The organism is Rudaea sp. (genome assembly GCF_036560865.1).
In the GTDB taxonomy this organism is placed as follows: Bacteria; Pseudomonadota; Gammaproteobacteria; order Xanthomonadales; family Rhodanobacteraceae; genus Rudaea.
In genome coordinates this window covers 18,419-36,043 of sequence record NZ_DATBQK010000105.1, presented here as the reverse complement: position 1 = coordinate 36,043, position 17,625 = coordinate 18,419, and the positions used below count along the sequence as shown (strand labels likewise).

Sequence of the window (17,625 nt, the reverse complement as noted above, 5' to 3'; positions counted from 1 at the left end):
ACGAAGAGACGGAAGAGTTCAGATGCAAACGTTGCGCTCTGCCGTCTCTCCGTTTGCCCGACTCTTCGTCTGCCCGTTTCTCATATCTCCACCCTCGTTCCCAGTTCGATCATGCGATTGCCGGGAATGCGGAAGAAGGTCGTCGCGGACATGCCATTGCGGGTGAGGAAGGCGAACAGTTTCTCGCGCCACAGCGGCATGCCGGCGTGCGCGCCGGCGATGACTGTCTCGCGGCTGAGGAAGAAGGTCGTGTCCATCATGTCGAAGCCGAGTCCTTTCGCTTCGCAGCTTTGCAGCGCGAGCGGCACGTTGGGGTCTTCGGCGAAACCGTAGCGGATGACGACCTGGTAGAACTCGTGCCCGAGCGCGGTGATCTCGGTGCGCTCGCCGTACTCGGCGGTCGGCACATCGAGCGTGCCGATCGTCATGAGGATATTGCGTTCGTGCAGCACCTTGTTGTGCTTGAGGTTGTGCAGCAGGGCGCTGGGTACGCCCAGCACGTTGGCGGTGAGAAAGATCGCCGTGCCGTGCACACGCAGCGGCGGATGTGCGACGACGCTTTCGATGAAGGGCTCGAGCGCGAGTCCGCTCTGGCGCAATTCGCGTACGACCAGATCGCGTCCCTTGCGCCAGGTCGTCATCACGGTGAACGCGACCAGAGCGATCACCAGTGGAAACCAGCCACCTTCTTCGATCTTGACCGCGTTCGCGCTGAACAGCGAGGTGTCGATGCTGACACCGACGATGCCAAGACCGATCACGACCCAGCGATTCCATCCCCACAGGCGGCGTTGCACGACCAGCGCCAGCAGACTGGTGATCAGCATCGTTCCGGTCACCGCGATGCCATATGCCGCAGCGAGATTGTCCGAGCTGCGAAAACCAAGCACCGCAGCAATCACACTCACAAACAGCATGCGGTTGACCCAGGGCAAGTAGATCTCGCCATGCATTTCGCGTGAGGTGTGCTTGATTTCCAGTCGCGGCGAATAGCCGAGCTGGATCGCCTCGCGCGTCATCGAAAACGCGCCGGTGATCACCGCCTGCGAGGCGATCACGGTCGCTATCGTCGCCAGCACGACCATCGGCAACTGGAACGTGTCGGGCACCAGGTGATAGAACGGATTGTCGACCGCGGAAGGGTCGTTCAACAGCAACGCGCCCTGGCCGAAATAGTTGAGCAAGAGCGAAATAGAGACCAGGCCGAACCAGTCGAAGCGAATCGGGTTCTTGCCGAAATGACCCATGTCGGCATACAGCGCTTCGCCGCCGGTAATTGCCAGCACGACGCCGCCAAGCGCCAGGAATCCGTGCCAGCCATTGGCAAGGAAAAACGAAAGGCCATAAAACGGATTGAGCGCGAACAACACGTGCGGTTGGGTGATGATCTCCTTGAACCCGAGCACGGCGATGATGATGAACCAGATCAGGGTGATCGGCCCGAACACGGCTCCGACCTTGCCCGTGCCGCGGCTTTGCACGGCGAACAAGACGGCCAGGATGAGGATCGTCACCGGCACGACCCAATGCGAAAGCGACGGCGCGGCCACCTTGAGGCCTTCGACCGCCGACAGCACGGAAATCGCCGGCGTGATCACGCCGTCGCCATAGAACAGCGAAGCGCCGAGCAGGCCGAAAATCACGATCCAGCGGCGCAAGGTGACGTTGTCGCGCGCACCACGATGGGCGAGCGCCATCAAGGCCATGATGCCGCCTTCGCCGCGGTTGTCGGCGCGCATGACGAAGACGACGTACTTCAGCGACACAATGACCACGAGCAGCCAGAACACCAGCGACAGCACGCCGAGGATGTTCGGCTCGGTAACCGCCACGCCCTCATCGACGAAGGTGCTGTGGATGGTGTAAAGCGGACTCGTGCCGATGTCGCCGAACACGACGCCGAGCGCCCCCAGCGCAAGGCGCGCGAACGCCTTGCGACGATCGGATTCGGTCAGAACTTGCCCAGGCGTGCGTTGCATGATTGGCTCTATGCTGGGGATTTAAGCGGATTAACGCAATGCCGCCTTGAGCGCCTTGCGGATGATCGCCTCAGCGTCGTCTCCTGCGGCGGCGACCTCCTTGACCAGACGCGCGACTTCCGCCGGCTTGTAGCCCAGCTGCTGCAAGGCGCTGGTCGCCTCGCTCACTGGATCTTTCGCCACCCCACCAGCGCCGCCGGAAAACGCAAGCGCCATGCCCTCGACGCGATCGCGCAATTCGACCACGATGCGCTCGGCCGTTTTCTTGCCGATGCCTGGAATGCGCGTGAGCGAGGCGATATCGCCCGATTGCACGAGACGCGCGAATTCGTCGGTGGAGACGCCGGAAAGCACGGCCAGCGCGGTCTTCGCGCCGATCCCGCTGACTTTCTGCACGGCGCGAAAAAGCAGCCGTTCGGCTTCGCGCAGAAATCCGTACAGCGCCACCGTGTCCTCTTTCGTCGCATAGTGAACGAACAAAGCGACTTCGCGGCCGGTTTCCGGCAGATCGAAGATCGTCGACATCGGCGCCTCGACCTCGTAGCCAACGCCGCCGACATCGATCACCAGCCACGGCGGCTGTTTCGAAGCGAGGGTTCCGCGCAGGCGGCCGATCATGATTCCGACCATCCTGAGCGCGTCGAAGAACGCCGTCTCCAGGCGCTGCGCCGGGCACCGGGAATATCCGCACCCCTCATATCGGCGGCGACCGCAGCGCCGATGCGCTGCATGCTCGCGCGCGTATGCGCATGGGTGAGCGCGATCGCCAGCGCGTCGGCCGCATCAGCCTGCAATTTCTGCGTGATGTTCAAAAGTATACCCACCATGTGCTGCACCTGGCGCTTCTCCGAAGCGCCGCCGCCGACCACGCACTGCTTGATTTCGCGTGCCGAGTATTCGGCGACGCTCAACCCCTGGTTGGCCACCGCGCAGATCGCCGCGCCGCGCGCCTGACCGAGCTTGAGCGCGGAATCGGGATTGCGCGCCATGAACACGCGCTCGATCGCCACCTCGCTGGGCCGGTGCTCGGCGATGATCGCGCAGACCTCGTCGAAAATCTGTTTCAGGCGCAGGGGAAAGGTGTCGTGGCCGAGCAGCACCACGGCGGCATGGAACACGTGGCTCGTGCGCCCGGCGGCATCCACATCGATGATGCCGATGCCGGTGCGCTGCGAGCCGGGGTCGATACCCATGATGCGGGTGCAGGAGCCGGGACTCGGGGCTCGGGGTTCCGGGCTCGGCAAAGCGGGTTTGCGCGCAGACATGGCTTCCAGAATCAACTGCTGCAAGACAACGATGCAGGGATCGGCCCGAAATTCTCCGGATTTTGCCGAGTCCCGAACCCCGAGCCCCGAACCCCGAACCCCAATTCCATCGCGGCATCGAACATACGCAAACACTTTATCACGGGCGCGCGAAGCGCCGGTTACGCAGGAACGAGACCGTCTGCGCCGCCGCCTCGTCGGAGAACAGCAGGCCGGTGTGCGTGGCCGGAACCACACAATGATCGGCCAGCCCGGGCAATTGGGTTTCCTCCACGCTGACCGTGCCGTCGTGCGGCGACGGCAAGCCGCCGAACACCAGGCCGAGGCCGAACGGCAGCCGGCCGGCGATCGCGCCGACCGGGCGTTTGACGTTGCATCGATCCAGGCCCGCGAGCAGCACGTCGAGGCTCTTGCCGATCACGAATGCGCCGCCCGGCAATTCCGCGATGCTGCGCGCGACCGCACTGCCGCGCAACGGCGAGCCGAGACAGACCACGCAACCCGGTGCCAGATCGGGCATCTGTTCGAGCGCGCGCAAGGCCATCAAGCCGCCGAGGCTGTGGCCGACGAAATGGATCTTGTCCTTGCGCCCTGTTTTTGCCTCGACTGCGCGTGCAAACGCAATGAGCTTCTCGATGCTCGACTCTGGCTCGTGCAGCACGCTCGCGTAATCGAACAGATCGACCTCGTAGCCTTCGCGTTCGAGGCGGCGGCGCAGCGCGGCGAGGGTAAAGCCCCGCATCCACAATCCATGCAGAAGAATGACGTGTTCGCTCACGCGCTAGTCCGTTCAGGTTTTTTGCGGCTTGGCCACGCGCACATGCAGTTCCTGCAGCTGCGCCTCGGCGACATTCGACGGCGCGCCGGTCAGCAGATCCTGCGCGCTCGCGGTTTTCGGAAACGCGATCACGTCGCGGATCGAATCGGTGCCCGCGATCAAGGCGGCGATACGGTCGATGCCGAAGGCGATGCCGCCGTGCGGCGGCGCGCCGTATTTCAGGGCTTCGAGCAGGAAGCCGAACTTCGCCTGCGCCTCGTCGGCGCCGATGCCGAGCAGCTCGAACACGCAACTCTGCATCTCGGGGCGATGGATACGGATCGAACCGCCGCCGATCTCGTTGCCGTTGAGCACCATGTCATAGCCGCGCGAAACCGCGCTGGCGGCATTGGCTTTCAGATCGGCAACGTCATCGACCCTGGGCGCGGTGAACGGATGATGCAGGGCGCCGTAGCGCTTCGCGACGTGGTCGTATTCGAACATCGGGAAATCGGTGACCCACAGCGGTTTCCAGCTGTTCTCGACGAGACCGTTGTCGCGTCCGACCTTGAGGCGCAAGGCGCCCATGAAATCGCTGACCGTCTTGTACGGGCCGGCGCCGAAGAAGATCACATCGCCGTTCTGTGCGCCGACGGCCTTGAAGATGCCGTCAAGCGCCGCATCGTCGAGAAACTTGGTGATCGGCGAAGTCAGCCCTTCGCGCCCCTTGGCGAGATCGTCGATGCGGATCCAGGCCAGCCCTTTCGCGCCGTACTTGGCGACGTGCAGGCCGAGGTCGTCAAGGTATTTGCGCGGCTGGCTCGCGCCGTTCGGCAGACGCAGCGCGGCGACGCGACCGCCGGCATCGTTGGCCGGGCCGCTGAACACCTTGAACTCGACGTGTTTCACATGCTGCGCAACATCGACCAGTTGCAGCGCAATGCGCAGATCCGGTTTGTCGGAACCGTACAGGCGCAAGACTTCGGCATAGGTCATGCGCGGAAAGGATGCGTCGAGTTCGACGTCCGCAACTTCCTTGAACACGTGACGGATCATCGCCTCGACCGTGTCCTGCACCTCGCGCTCCTCGACGAACGCGAACTCCATATCGAGCTGGGTGAATTCCGGCTGGCGATCGGCGCGCAAATCCTCGTCGCGGAAGCAGCGTGCGATCTGATAATAGCGATCCATGCCGGCCATCATGAGCAACTGCTTGAACAGCTGCGGCGACTGCGGCAACGCGAAGAACTCGCCCGGATGCACACGCGAAGGCACGAGATAGTCGCGCGCGCCCTCGGGCGTCGCCTTGGTCAGGATCGGCGTTTCGATGTCCTGAAAGCCGCGCACATCGAGATAGTGACGCAACGCCGAGACCAGCCGCGTGCGCATGCGCAATCTGCGCTGCATTTCGGGCCGGCGGATATCAAGATAGCGGTAGCGCAGACGCGCGTCCTCGCCTGCGGCGTCGTCGAGCATGAAGGGGAGCGGCGCTGCGGCATTGAGCACTTCAAACGTACCTGCGAGCACTTCGATGCGCCCGGTGCGCAGGCGCTCGTTGACCTGGGCGTCGGGACGCATGCGGACTTTTCCGCGGATGCGCAGGCAGAATTCGTAGCGGACTTGTTCGGCCACCGAAAATGCCGTGGCATTCTCCGGCTCGATGACCACCTGGACGATGCCTTCGTGATCGCGCAGGTCGACGAAGATCACGCCGCCATGATCGCGGCGGGTATCGACCCAGCCGCAAAGCGTGACATCGTGATCGATCAGGGTCTCGTCGACGAGACCGCAATAGTGCGTGCGCATTGAAACCAGCTCCGAATCCAAAACCCGCCCCGCGGGCAAACAACCGGGCCGCGCATCCTACGAAGGTTTGTGCTGCACTGCAAACTAAAACGCCCGCCAAGACGGCGGGCGTTTCAATTGCACAGTGCGGTCAAGGACGCCGCTTTGCGACTGCCGCCATCACAGACGACGGCATTGAGCCGATATCAGCGCCAGCGCCGATCAATCAGAAATTCAGCGCCGCAACCCTGATCCACCCACACGCCACCGCGATTCCAGCCCCAGGTGCGGCCTTCGATGCAGGCCGAACTGGAGGTTTGACGCTGGACCGAGACGCGTCCGCCGCCGCCGACGTCAACCGCGCAAAAGTTATAGCGGTATTGCGGACTGCCGCAACTCACGGCGAACCGGTTATCCCAACCCGGACCTGGCTGCCAGGGACCGCCCTGACCCGGGCCTGGCCCGCCTGCATAACCGCGGGCTGGAACGAAACGACCGGCACAGCCTTTGTCTACCCACACGAAACCGCGCCGATCCACACCCCAGGTACGACCACGCACGCATTGCGTATCGGAAAGCTGACGAGCAAGTTGCGCTTCGCCCCGCCAGGGCATTTCGCAACGCTGATAATTGTAGTTGCGGCTGGCGCACTCCACTACATTGCCGTAACCATTGCCGTAACCACGGTCGCCGTAAGGCTGGGCCTGCAAGGTTGTGGTTGGCAACAGCCCGGCGCAGAGAATCACAAGTACGGAAAAAATTCGAATCGACATCGCTTACTCCCATTGACCTACCCCAGCCGAGTGTAACCCAGAGCGGTTGACAGGGAATGCGATGACCCACTCCAGAGAAATGTCGTTTAGCCCGCAGTCGGAAAACCGTTATTGATCCGGCCCATAAATACGCTCGTCCTGAGCCGGTCGAAGGACGCTGCCAAGTGGGTTTCGACTGCTCAACCCGAAACGGACTCCTGATCTGTTCGGGCCGAATCAATAGCTGCCGTTCGCCGCAGAACAATCGACCCTCGCCCGCGCATACTCAGTTGCCGTCCACCCGCCGCATGCCGCTTCCGCCGTTGGTTTCGCTGTCCGCGCGCCACGTCAGTGGCCAGCGTGTGGCTCACGCAGGTTAGGAGGCGTAGACTCACTCGCGGGTCCAACGAAGGAGGATGTTCCATGCTAGTTCAAAAATTGGCATCGGCAATAATTGTAGCGGCGGGTCTGTCAGTAAGCGCTGCGGCTTTGGCGCAGCCTGCGCCCGAAGGCCGTTACCACGAAACACATGATGAGGCCGTGGAATGCGCCAGCCACAACGACAATTACCAGCGCTGCGAAGTGCCGTGGAGCGACGCGCGTCTCGCTCGCAACCTCTCCGACACACAATGCGTGCGCGGGGAAAACTGGGGCTTCGACCGGCACCGTGGTTTCATCTGGGTCGACAAAGGCTGCAGGGCACGTTTCATAGCGTCCGGTACTACCCAACGCCCCGAATACGGCAATGAATGGCGCCCCGGCCCGGAATGGGATCATCGCTTTTCGATGACCTGCGAGAGCACCGACTCGCGGCAACGTTTTTGTGCCGTGGACGCTGGTGGTGGCGGACGCGTATCACTCGAGCGCCAGTTGTCGTCAGCAGCCTGTGTCGAGGGTGAGAGCTGGGGGTGGAATCGCGGAGGCGTCTGGGTGAGCCGCGGCTGCCGCGCCACGTTCACGATCGATCGCCGCTGGCATTGAGTCGGGCTTCGAGGTTCCGACACCTGGCGCTTTTCGGCGCCAGGTCGCTGTGAGATAAGAATGCGAACACCCGCCGCGCGGCGGGTGTTTCGTTTCAGCAGCGAGCGAGGGGGGTCGGATGCGCGTGTTTTTGCGTCCGACAGGGTCCTTGTTGATCGCGACGGTGCGCTGCGCGAGTGGTCAGTGTATTTCGTCGTTATCGCGACTGCTTGTTCACCGACGAAGAGTCGCCCTTCGGCTTCGCCGATTCGGTTGCCTTCTTCGCAGCGCCAGCCGATTCAGTCGCGGTTGGTTTGTCTGCAGCCCGTTTCGCCGCCCCATCGCTTTTCGGCGCAGTGTCGGGCGCCGCTTTGGGTGCGTCGTCGCTGCCGGTGAGATTGCGCTTCTTGTCGCCCTGCTTCTTGAAATCGGTTTCGTACCAGCCGCTGCCGCTCAGGCGGAACGCCGGCGCAGTCAGACGGCGATGCACGCGCGCCGCGCCACATTGCGGGCAATCGCTGGGATCGGGATCGCTCAATTTCTGCAGGCGATCGAAACGCGTGCCGCAGGAAGCGCATTCGAATTCGTAAATCGGCATCGGTTGTTCCGTCGTTTCTGAAAAGCGGAGCGCGAACCCAATTGGGCAAGCCCGTACAAGCTGAGGACTCTACACATAAATTCAAGTCGGCGCGGCGGTATCGCATATCCGAAGCGTGTTCGCGCGTCGCAGCGGCAGCGGTTTTTGTGCATACTGCCGGCTGCTTCAGCGGAGCGGCCTATGCGCAGCAACGACAGCGATATTTCGATCAGTCGGCGCCAATTGCTGGCGCGAATTGGCCAGACAGCCGGCGCGGCGATGATGTACCAGGCCATGTCGACCCTCGGGCACGCGAAGGAATCGACCTATAACAGCGCAATCAACCTCAAGGGCGCACCGCCCGGAACGTCGGTCCTCATTCTCGGTGCGGGCATTGCCGGGCTGGTCGCGGCGTATGAATTGAGCCATGCCGGCTACAAGGTCAAGATACTCGAGTACAACCATCGCGCCGGTGGTCGCGCGTGGACTTTGCGCGGCGGCGACGAGTACACCGAACTGGGCGGCTTCAAGCAGAAATGCGAATTCGACCCGGGGCTGTACATCAATCCCGGCCCGTGGCGCCTGCCCTATCATCACTATGCGATGCTCGACTACGCCAAGCGCCTCAAGGTGCCGCTCGAGCCGTTCAACCAGATTAATGTCAACGCCTACCTGCATTCCCCGACTGCGTTTGGCGGCAAGCCGCAGCGCGTGCGTCAAGTGCGTGCGGACTTTCAAGGCCATGTCGCCGAACTGTTGAGCAAGGCGACCAACCAGGGTGGACTCGATGCCGAGCTCGGCAAGGAGGACAAGGAGAAACTGCTGGAGGCCCTGCGTAGCTGGGGCTTGCTCGACAAGCAATACCGCTACACCACCTCGGAATTGACCAGCGGTAAGCGCGGCTACGATGTGGAGCCCGGTGGCGGCCTGATGCCGCGCGCGGTTCCCTCCACACCGCTCAAGCGTGACGATCTGCTGCAGTCGAAATTGTGGGGCTACCTGACCACACCGATCGACTACGACCTGACGCCGTCGATGTTCCAGCCGGTCGGCGGCATGGACCGGATTGCGATGGCGGTGTACCGCGAAGTCGCACCGCTCGTGCAGTTTGGCGCAAAGGTTACGGCGATCGACCAGAACGAACACGGCGTCGAGGTGTCCTGGGTCGATGCACAACGCGGCGGCGAGACCCGGCACGCAAAAGCCGACTGGTGCCTGTGCACGATTCCTTTGCCGATCCTCGCGCAGATACCGGTCAAGGCCAGTGAGGCGATGCAGGCCGCAATCGGTGCAGTAGCCTATGAGAGCGCGGTGAAGGTCGGCTTGCAGATGAAGCGCCGCTTCTGGGAGGAAGACGAGCGCATCTATGGCGGCATCACCTACACCAATCTGCCGATCCAGCAGATCGCTTACCCGATGGCCGGATTGAATCAGCCCGGCAAGGGTGTGCTGCTCGGCGCCTACATGTTCAGCGCCAACGCGTTCGAGTTCACCTCGATGACGCCACAGCAACGCGTGCGCGCCGCGGTCGAACAGGGCGCGCAGATCCACCCGCAGTACCACACCGAGTTCGAGAATGGCATCAGCGTGGCCTGGCATCGCTCGCCGTTCACGCTCGGTTGTTTCGCGCATTGGGAAGACAATGTGCGCGCCAAGCATTATGACAACCTGTGCGCGATCGATGGCCGCCTCGCGCTTGCGGGCGAACATACCTCGTTCATCAATGGCTGGCAGGAAGGCGCGGTGCTGTCGTCGCTCGATGCGATCGGCCGCATGCATCAGCGCATCGTCGCGACGCGGAGTCCGGCATGAAAATGTATACTTCTGCCCCGCGCCGCAGCCGTCGCCCGCTGCTCGGATTCGCCCTGCTGCTACTGGCCGCGATCGCACCGACGCACGCCGATGAACCGCCGCCGTTTTCGCCGCGGGTGACCGTCTTCTTCAGCCCATTCGTGCACAAGGACGGCGCGACCCTGTACCGCGCCGTCTGCCAAGGTTGCCATATGCCCGATGCGAAAGGCGCCAGCGGCGCGGGCAGCTATCCCGCGCTCGCCGCCAATCCCAAGCTCGCCAGCGCGGCCTACCCGGCGATCACTGTGGTGCACGGACGGCACGGCATGCCGGCGTTTGCGGATTATCTATCCGACGCGCAGGTCGCCGAGGTGGTCAACTACGTGCGCACGCATTTCGACAACCACTATGCCGATGCGTTGAGCGCGGACGACGTCAAGAAACTGCGCGCAACTCCGTGAAGCTGCCGGCGGCCGCCGGCAGCTCCGCCCCTTCGTCTAATCGAAATCGCGCGTGACGCGCATGCCGATCGTGCGCGGCATCGTCGGGATGATGTACGTCGTGCCGCCGCAGAAAGTCGCCTGGCACTCGGCGTAGTTGCCGATCTCGCCGCGGTTGTCGAAGGCGTTCTTCATATAGACGTCGAACGACCACTTGTCCTTCTTCATGCCCGCGGAGACGTCGACGGTGGCGTAGCCCGGCAGGTCGCCGAGGATGCCGCCTTCGAGCGTGCGCAGGTCCGAACGCCGCCGCCCGGTGAAGAAGGCGGCGCCCTGCACGTAGGCTTCGTTCTCGAACAGGTTGAAGCTGTAGCGCGCGGTGAAGTTGCTCTTGATCTTCGGCGTGATCGGCAGTCGTGCGCCCTTCGGCGCGAGCGGCGCGGCGCAGTCGGTGATCGGGTGCTCGTTGACGTCCAGCGTTCCGCAATAGTTCTCGGTCAACTCCGCGTGGTAGAGCGCGATGCCGCCCGACAGCATGAGGTTGTAGGACGCCGACCAGACGAGATTGGACTCGAAGCCGCGGATGCGCGCCTGGTTGGCGTTGCGAATTTCGGTGAGGCCGTTCGCGCCGACAACGGCGAACTGGAAGTCTTTCCAGTTCTCCTGGAATACCGCACCGTTCCAGCGCAGATGATGATCGAACCACTCGGTCTTCCAGCCGAACTCGTAGTTGGTGAGGAAGTCGGGCTGATACGGCGGCAGCGTGCCGCGCCGATTGATGCCGCCGGGACGGAAGCCTTCCGACCACGTGCCGTAGAGCATCTTGTCGTCGTCGAGCTTGTAGGTCAGGTTGGCGCGACCGATGTGGTCGCTGTCGGTGGTCTTCTTGGCGAATTCGAGGCATGGCGCGTCGAGGAACGTCGTGTTCGGGATGCACGCCGCCTCGCCCTGGCTGCTGCTGTAGCCTGCGGCATAGCCGAAGAAGCCCTTGAGGCTGTCATCAGTATGGAAGAAGCGCGCACCGACCGTGCCGGTGAGGCGATCGGTGAAGTCGTACGACATCTCGCCGAAGATCGCCGAATCGTTGTCGTTGCGGATCTGCCGCGTCAGCCAGATCGTGTTCGGCCAGCCCGTGACCGACAGGTCGGGGCCCAGATTGTCGATCAGATAGTCCTGCAGGATGTTGTGCGACTGCCGTTGGGCAAACACGCCGACCGTGTAGCGGAAGCGCTCGTCCTTCGGCGACGACACGCGCAGCTCGTTGCTGGTCTTGCGGTACTTGTCCGCGGCATGGATGTGCTGGCTCGGGTCGATCAGGTTGCCATTCTTGTCGTGGATGTAGGCGCCGTAGCCGAACAGCGTGTCGTACCAGAACGAGTAGTCGCTGTAGTCCTGGTCGTAGTGGTCGCTGCGGTCGAGGTGGGAAATGCTGTAGACCACATCGAAATTGCCGATCTTGCCCTGCACGGTCAGTGCGGACTGGATCCAGCGGTCTTCGAAGTTTTCGGGGAAGAAATGGGTGACCTTGAGGTCGCCGACATGCGGATCGAACGCATTGACGCCCAGACCATGCGCGCCCTGCCCGACCACGGTCGGCGTGATCGACCAGTCGTCGTTGAGGTCGATCTTGAGCGCCGCGCGCGCGCCGCGCGTGTCGGTGAAGTTATAGTCCTTGCGCGCGGCGCTCGCGTTGTTGATTGTAATTGGTGGTATCTGCGTGCCTGCCAGTGGTGGCCCAACACCACCGGGATAGATTCCGGTATAGGTGCGCGTGCCCGGCACGTTGTCGATGTAGCCGGCGTCCTGCTTGGCCCAGCCGACCACGCGCAGCGCAATCCACTGGGTCAGCGGCAGGTTGACGTAGCCCTCGGTGAGGAAGCCCGTGCTGCCATGGTCGATGGCGTTGACCTCGGCGCTGACGCTGGCCGAGAACGCCGTGGGATCGGGCTTGTTCGTGATGATGCGGATCGTGCCCGATTGCGCGCCTGCGCCGTACAGCGTGCCCTGCGGACCGGCCAGCGCCTCGATGCGTGCGATGTCGTAGATGTGCGGGTCGATGTTGCCGACGATTGTCGTGATCGGTTCTTCGTCGAGGTAGACGCTGACGCTCGGCCACGGTCCGGAATGGTTGCCGTTGCTGCCCGACTCGACGCCGCGCATCGAGAACTGGCCGAAGCCCGGCGAATACGCGCCCTGCGACGAACTCGTCGACAGGCTCGGCAGCAGCTTGACCCAGTCGTTGAAGTCGCTGACGTTCATCTCGGTGAGCTTGTCGGTGCTCAGCACGTCTATGCTGATCGGCACCGCCTGCGCATTCTCGACGCGCTTCTGCGCCGTAACCGTGACCTCGCCGAGCTGCGTCTGCTTGGCGCCCGTGGCCGGGGAACTCGACTGATCCTGTCCCGCCTCGCTCGCCGCGAACGCCGGAGCGAAGCAGACGAGGCTGATCGCCGCCGCTAGCGGCAGACGCGCGAAGGTACGACGTCGAGCATGAGACCTGTTCTTTGCGGTCGATATTTTCATGTGCGATTCCCCGGGGCTGTCAGTGGTTTCTCTACGGAACGACTTTCGAACGCGGACCAGCTCACGAGTGCTGGCCCAAGCGCTTTCTTCAACGGATCGAGCCACGGCTCGTAGTGCAGCCACTGATCGATGCCGTCCTTGTAAATTGGCCGCCTCACCTGTTCGGAACTTGCGGTGCGCACGGGTCGGTCGTTCTCGAAGAAGCGCAGGCAGGCATCGTCGAACGGCAGCCCGCAGTATGCGAGCAGCCGGCGCACCTCGCCTTCGGTATCGGCGATCATGTCTTCGTAGATCACGCGGTGCACACGCCCCGGCAGCACGCCGTCGAAGTGCGTCATGAGGTCGACGTAGTCGCGGTAGTAGAGACCGAGGTCTTCGAGGCTGTAGCTGAAATTCTGTCCACGCGCGAAATGCTGCTTGAATCCCGACCAGCAGCACGCGAGCGGATGGCGGCGCGCGTCGATGATCTTCGCATTCGGCAGGATCAGGTGGATCAGGCCCACGTGCGCGAAATTGTTCGGCATCTTGTCGATGAAGAACGGTTTGCCGAGCTTGCGATGGATGCGCGTGCGCTCGAGGTATTGCTCGCCGAGTTCGCGCAGCTCGCCGCGATCCAAGCGCGCGAGTGCGTCGTGATAGGCGCCGGGCAGGAGCCCAAGTGCCCCGGAGGCCATGGATGGCCGGGAGGGGCCTGCCGTGCGGCGCAGCGCGCGCGTGATCGAGATGAGCTCGGGCAGCTCCATCGTACCCTCGACCGCGGAGTGGCTCGCGAGGATCTGCTCGATCAGCGTCGAGCCCGCGCGCGGCAGACCCACGATGAAGATCGGATCGGGCGCCGCGCTGCCGCTGCCGCTGCGTGCGCCGAAGAACGGCGCCGTGTACAGCGCGCGCGCGCGCGCGATCCGCGTGCTCGTGTCGTCCGCGCTGTACGGCACCTTCGCGAGGCGCAACGCATTGCCTTTCGCATAGTGATCGAACGAAGCCGTGTATTGCGCGCGGTCCTCGAGCGCCTTGCCGAACGCGAATTCAAAATGCAGGCGGTGCTCGTCGGAGAGATCGGCGCGCGCGAGTGCGGCGCGCATCGTTTCGATCTGTGCATCGTCGAAGTGGAAGGTCTTGAGGTTGGCGAGGCTCCACCACGCCTCGCCGAAAGCGGGATCGATCTCGATGCAGCGCGCGTACGCAGCCACCGCGCGCTCGGCGTGACCGGCGGTCTTGAGTGCGTGGCCGTAGCTCAGCCAGACCTGTGCCTGGCGCGCGTGCGCGTGCAGGAGATCGGCGTAGATCGCAATCGCCGGTTCGTATTCGCCGATGCGGCAAAGCACGGCCGCTTTGAGATTGCGATAGGTGGAATTCTTTCCATCGTCGTGCAGCAGTCGTTCGAGTTCGGCGAGTGCTGCCTGCGGCTTGTTGGCCCGGTGCAGCACAATCGCATAGTTGTGCCGCGCTTCGTGGAAACCCGGCGCGAGTTCAAGACAACGCTCGAGCAGGTTCACCGCATCCTCGCTGCGATCCAAACGCATCGCGAGTTCCGCGAGCATGCGGATCGCAACGACGTCGGTCGGCGCCTGCTTGAGCTGTGTGCGCAGGCGCGCTTCGGCTTCGGGAATATTGTTTGCGTGCAGCGCACCCGCCGCGGCCATCAGCACGGGATCGTGCACGGCATAACGCACATGCTGCAGGTAGGCGCTTTCCGCGCCCGCGCGATCGCCCGCGATATCCAGATGATCGCCGAGCTTGCGCCAGGCTTGCGCACGCCGGGGATCGAGGGCGGCGACGCTGCGCAGCGTTGCCACTGCGGCGTCTGGCGAGGCCTGGTCACCCACAGCAACGATCATGCGCCTTCCCACATGCGTGTCGGCGCAAGCATACGGGCTGCCTCCACGAGTGGCAACGGGCTCTTGCATCGACTGAAAAAATAAAAGCCCGGCAAGTGCCGGGCTTTTTCATCGAGACTGAGCAGGTCAGTGAGGACGTGCCTGCTACCCGCTCATGATTTCGCAAACACCAGGCGCCCTGCCCGCACATCGACCGCAACGGTATCGCCCGGATGGAACTTGCCTTCGAGAATTTCCTTCGCCAGCGGATTTTCCAGCTGCTGCTGGATCGCACGCTTGAGCGGCCGCGCGCCGAACACCGGATCGAAGCCGACATTGCCGAGCAAGTCGAGCGCCTTGTCGCTGAGGGTGAGTTGTAACTGCCGCTCGGCCAGACGTTTGGCCAGATAGTCGATTTGGATACGTGCGATCTGGCGAATCTGCGCCTTGTCGAGAGCGCGGAACACGACGATTTCATCGAGGCGGTTGATGAATTCTGGCCGGAAGTGCGCCTGCACGACACCCATCACCGCGGCTTTCATCTTGGTGTAGTCCTCTTCCGAGCCGTCAGCAAATTCCTGGATGAACTGCGAGCCGAGATTCGAGGTCATCACGATCACCGTGTTGCGAAAATCGACGGTGCGCCCCTGGCCATCGGTCAGGCGGCCATCGTCGAGCACCTGCAGCAACACGTTGAACACATCGTGGTGCGCCTTCTCGACCTCGTCGAGCAGGATCACGCTGTACGGACGCCGGCGCACCGCCTCAGTGAGGTAACCGCCTTCCTCGTAGCCGACGTAGCCCGGCGGTGCGCCGATCAGACGGCTCACCGAGTGTTTCTCCATGAACTCGCTCATGTCGATGCGCACCATCGCCTCGGTGGAGTCGAACAGGAATTCGGCGAGCGCCTTGCACAGCTCGGTCTTGCCGACGCCGGTCGGACCGAGAAACAGGAACGAGCCGTTCGGCCGGTTCGGATCGGACAGGCCCGCGCGCGAACGGCGGATCGCATCGGCAACCGCGCGCACCGCTTCATCCTGACCGACGACGCGATGATGCAACGCGTCTTCCATGCGCAGCAGCTTGTCGCGCTCGCCTTCGAGCATCCTCGATACCGGAATACCGGTCCAGCGACTGACGACCTCGGCGATTTCCTCCGCGGTCACGCGCTGCTGCAGCAGCTTGAAGCCCTTGGCCTCGGCCTCCTGCGCTGCGTGCAATTGTTTTTCCAGTTGTGGAATTTTTCCGTACTGGTTTTCTGCGACCTTGGCCAGGTCGCCGTGGCGCTGTGCGGTTTCGATCTCGGCGCGCGCGGCTTCGATCTGCTCCTTGATCCTGGTCGTGCCCTGCACGGCGGCTTTTTCCGCCTTCCACACTTCGTTGAGATCGGAAAACTCGCGCTCGAGTTTGCCGATATCAGTCTCCAGATCGGCGAGGCGCTTTCTGGACTCCTTGTCTTTCTCTTTCTTCAAGGCTTCGCGCTGGATTTTCAGCTGGATCAGCCGGCGCTCGAGCCGATCGAGTTCCTCGGGCTTGGAGTCGATCTCCATGCGGATGCGCGACGCGGCCTCGTCCATCAGGTCGATGGCCTTGTCCGGCAACTGCCGATCGGCGATGTAGCGATTGGACAGCGTGGCTGCCGCCACGATCGCCGGATCGGTGATCTCGACGCCGTGATGCAGCGCGTACTTTTCCTTGAGGCCGCGCAGGATCGCGATCGTATCCTCGACGCTGGGTTCGCCGACGAACACTTTCTGGAAGCGGCGTTCGAGCGCCGCATCTTTTTCGACGTACTTGCGGTATTCGTCGAGCGTGGTCGCGCCGATGCAATGCAGTTCGCCGCGCGCAAGCGCAGGCTTGAGCATATTGCCCGCATCCATCGAGCCTTCGGCCTTGCCCGCGCCGACCATCGTGTGCAACTCGTCGATGAACAGGATGACATTGCCCTCTTCCTTGGCCAGATCCTTGAGCACGGCCTTGAGGCGCTCCTCGAACTCGCCGCGGAATTTCGCGCCGGCGATGAGTGAGCCCATGTCGAGCGACAACACGCGCCGGCCGCGCAAGCCTTCGGGCACTTCGTGGTTGACGATGCGCTGCGCGAGACCCTCGACGATCGCGGTCTTGCCGACGCCGGGTTCGCCGATCAGCACGGGATTGTTCTTGGTGCGCCGTTGCAGCACCTGGATCACACGGCGGATTTCCTCATCCCGGCCTATGACGGGGTCCAGCTTGGACTTCTCGGCGCGCGCGGTCAGGTCAATTGTATACTTTTCCAGAGCCTGCCGCTGATCCTCGGCATTTTCGTCCGCTACCTTGTCGCCGCCGCGGATTTTCTCGATCGCCGCTTCGAGGTTGGCCTTGGTTGCGCCGGCGGCCTTCAGGGCCTGACCAACTTCGCCCTTGTCGTCCAGCGCGGCGAGTACAAAGAGTTCGCTGGCGATGAACGCATCGCCGCGCTGCTGCGCGAGCTTGTCGGTGACGTTGAGCAAGCGTGTCAATTCGTTGGAGACATTGATATTGCCTTCCTGTCCCCTGACCGCCGGCAGGCGCGCAATTGCCTCGCCCATGCGCTGGCGCAGAACCGGCACATTGACGCCCGCCTGTGAGAGCAGCGGCGCGGTCGAGCCGCCCTGCTGATCGAGCAGTGCGCTCAGCAAATGCGCCGGTTCGAGCATATTGTTGTCGCGTCCGACGGCCAGGCTCTGGGCATCGGCCAGCGCCTGCTGGAAACGCGAGGTGAGTTTGTCCATGCGCATCGTTGATCACCAGAAAGTAAAGGCGGCTTCAAGCCGCGAGATGGCTACGGATATGCGGGACCTGCCAAATATTTCAACCGGGATTCAAACGCTTGCGGCGAAATCGTCGATCCCGGGCCGGTTCGGCGAAAGCACGCCATGTGCGGCGCAAGGCTGTTAGACGCCGCCGACCGCGTTATCATGCGCCAGGGGTTGCATCTGCATTGGACCCCTTGCAACCCCT

Annotated in this window: 14 protein-coding genes; 4 read left to right on the top strand and 10 right to left on the bottom strand. The window is 63.1% G+C overall.

Translation table 11 applies throughout. The features are described 5' to 3' along the window. Positions 1-80: 80 nt before the first annotated feature. From VIE67_RS10875 to VIE67_RS10850, 6 genes are all read right to left on the bottom strand, one after another. Positions 81-1,979, bottom strand: a complete 1,899-nt coding sequence (locus VIE67_RS10875; protein ID WP_332026089.1) for a potassium transporter Kup — start codon at positions 1,977-1,979, stop codon at positions 81-83. A gap of 30 nt (positions 1,980-2,009) precedes the next feature. After that, positions 2,010-2,597 carry a Holliday junction branch migration protein RuvA gene (gene ruvA, locus VIE67_RS10870; protein WP_332026087.1) on the bottom strand — a complete coding sequence of 196 codons (588 nt, stop codon included), beginning with the start codon at positions 2,595-2,597 and terminating at the stop codon, positions 2,010-2,012. Beyond that, entirely contained in the window at positions 2,594-3,172 is a 579-nt protein-coding gene (ruvC, locus tag VIE67_RS10865) for a crossover junction endodeoxyribonuclease RuvC (RefSeq protein ID WP_332026085.1), read from the bottom strand. The genes ruvA and ruvC overlap by 4 nt, the downstream gene beginning before the upstream one ends. Before the next feature lie 211 nt (positions 3,173-3,383). Beyond that, a complete protein-coding gene (locus VIE67_RS10860; RefSeq protein ID WP_332026083.1) occupies positions 3,384-4,022 on the bottom strand; it encodes an esterase/lipase family protein in 639 nt (212 codons plus the stop codon). Positions 4,023-4,034: 12 nt separating this feature from the next. Then, positions 4,035-5,807 (bottom strand): aspartate--tRNA ligase, encoded by a 1,773-nt coding sequence (gene aspS, locus VIE67_RS10855; RefSeq protein WP_332026081.1) that lies wholly within the window; start codon positions 5,805-5,807, stop codon positions 4,035-4,037. Between the two features lie 185 nt (positions 5,808-5,992). Next, a complete protein-coding gene (locus VIE67_RS10850) occupies positions 5,993-6,559 on the bottom strand; it encodes a DUF3011 domain-containing protein (RefSeq protein ID WP_332026078.1) in 567 nt (188 codons plus the stop codon). Positions 6,560-6,778: 219 nt separating this feature from the next. Here VIE67_RS10850 and VIE67_RS10845 point away from each other — a divergent pair, with 219 nt between their 5' ends. Then, a complete protein-coding gene (locus VIE67_RS10845) occupies positions 6,779-7,519 on the top strand; it encodes a DUF3011 domain-containing protein (protein WP_332026133.1) in 741 nt (246 codons plus the stop codon). A 196-nt stretch (positions 7,520-7,715) separates the two neighbouring features. Here VIE67_RS10845 and VIE67_RS10840 read toward each other — a convergent pair whose 3' ends face one another. Next, complete coding sequence (locus VIE67_RS10840) at positions 7,716-8,096, bottom strand: FmdB family zinc ribbon protein (protein WP_332026076.1); 381 nt, start codon at positions 8,094-8,096, stop codon at positions 7,716-7,718. A gap of 180 nt (positions 8,097-8,276) precedes the next feature. On the opposite strand from VIE67_RS10840, the gene VIE67_RS10835 reads away from it, so the two are divergent. Together VIE67_RS10835 and VIE67_RS10830 are read left to right on the top strand one after the other, a co-directional pair. Next, complete coding sequence (locus VIE67_RS10835) at positions 8,277-9,887, top strand: flavin monoamine oxidase family protein (protein WP_332026074.1); 1,611 nt, start codon at positions 8,277-8,279, stop codon at positions 9,885-9,887. Then, positions 9,884-10,327: a c-type cytochrome gene (locus tag VIE67_RS10830; RefSeq protein ID WP_332026071.1), complete on the top strand. Its 444-nt coding sequence runs from the start codon at positions 9,884-9,886 to the stop codon at positions 10,325-10,327. Before VIE67_RS10835 ends, VIE67_RS10830 begins: the two co-directional genes overlap by 4 nt. A gap of 36 nt (positions 10,328-10,363) precedes the next feature. Here the strand turns inward: VIE67_RS10830 and VIE67_RS10825 are convergent, their stop codons facing one another. From VIE67_RS10825 to clpB, 3 genes are all read right to left on the bottom strand, one after another. Beyond that, on the bottom strand, positions 10,364-12,829 hold the full coding sequence (locus tag VIE67_RS10825; RefSeq protein ID WP_332026069.1) for a TonB-dependent receptor domain-containing protein: 2,466 nt from the start codon (positions 12,827-12,829) through the stop codon (positions 10,364-10,366). Further along, positions 12,826-14,667, bottom strand: coding sequence for a tetratricopeptide repeat-containing sulfotransferase family protein (locus VIE67_RS10820; RefSeq protein ID WP_332026067.1), 1,842 nt, complete (start codon positions 14,665-14,667; stop codon positions 12,826-12,828). Before VIE67_RS10820 ends, VIE67_RS10825 begins: the two co-directional genes overlap by 4 nt. Before the next feature lie 152 nt (positions 14,668-14,819). Then, positions 14,820-17,402 (bottom strand): ATP-dependent chaperone ClpB, encoded by a 2,583-nt coding sequence (clpB, locus tag VIE67_RS10815; RefSeq protein ID WP_332026065.1) that lies wholly within the window; start codon positions 17,400-17,402, stop codon positions 14,820-14,822. Here clpB and VIE67_RS10810 point away from each other — a divergent pair. Then, positions 17,395-17,562, top strand: a complete 168-nt coding sequence (locus VIE67_RS10810) for a hypothetical protein (RefSeq protein WP_332026063.1) — start codon at positions 17,395-17,397, stop codon at positions 17,560-17,562. The genes clpB and VIE67_RS10810 overlap by 8 nt on opposite strands. Positions 17,563-17,625 lie beyond the last annotated feature (63 nt).

Excerpts from the sequence above, each read along its gene's own strand:
- VIE67_RS10875 (WP_332026089.1), bottom strand. The coding sequence starts at position 1,979 with ATGCAACGCACGCCTGGGCAAGTTCTGACCGAATCCGATCGTCGCAAG.
- ruvA (WP_332026087.1), bottom strand. The coding sequence starts at position 2,597 with ATGATCGGCCGCCTGCGCGGAACCCTCGCTTCGAAACAGCCGCCGTGG.
- ruvC (WP_332026085.1), bottom strand. The coding sequence starts at position 3,172 with ATGGGTATCGACCCCGGCTCGCAGCGCACCGGCATCGGCATCATCGAT.
- aspS (WP_332026081.1), bottom strand. The coding sequence starts at position 5,807 with ATGCGCACGCACTATTGCGGTCTCGTCGACGAGACCCTGATCGATCAC.
- VIE67_RS10850 (WP_332026078.1), bottom strand. The coding sequence starts at position 6,559 with ATGTCGATTCGAATTTTTTCCGTACTTGTGATTCTCTGCGCCGGGCTG.
- VIE67_RS10840 (WP_332026076.1), bottom strand. The coding sequence starts at position 8,096 with ATGCCGATTTACGAATTCGAATGCGCTTCCTGCGGCACGCGTTTCGAT.
- VIE67_RS10835 (WP_332026074.1), top strand. The coding sequence starts at position 8,277 with ATGCGCAGCAACGACAGCGATATTTCGATCAGTCGGCGCCAATTGCTG.
- VIE67_RS10830 (WP_332026071.1), top strand. The coding sequence starts at position 9,884 with ATGAAAATGTATACTTCTGCCCCGCGCCGCAGCCGTCGCCCGCTGCTC.
- VIE67_RS10825 (WP_332026069.1), bottom strand. The coding sequence starts at position 12,829 with ATGAAAATATCGACCGCAAAGAACAGGTCTCATGCTCGACGTCGTACC.
- VIE67_RS10820 (WP_332026067.1), bottom strand. The coding sequence starts at position 14,667 with ATGATCGTTGCTGTGGGTGACCAGGCCTCGCCAGACGCCGCAGTGGCA.
- VIE67_RS10810 (WP_332026063.1), top strand. The coding sequence starts at position 17,395 with ATGCGCATCGTTGATCACCAGAAAGTAAAGGCGGCTTCAAGCCGCGAG.
- clpB (WP_332026065.1), bottom strand. The coding sequence starts at position 17,402 with ATGCGCATGGACAAACTCACCTCGCGTTTCCAGCAGGCGCTGGCCGAT.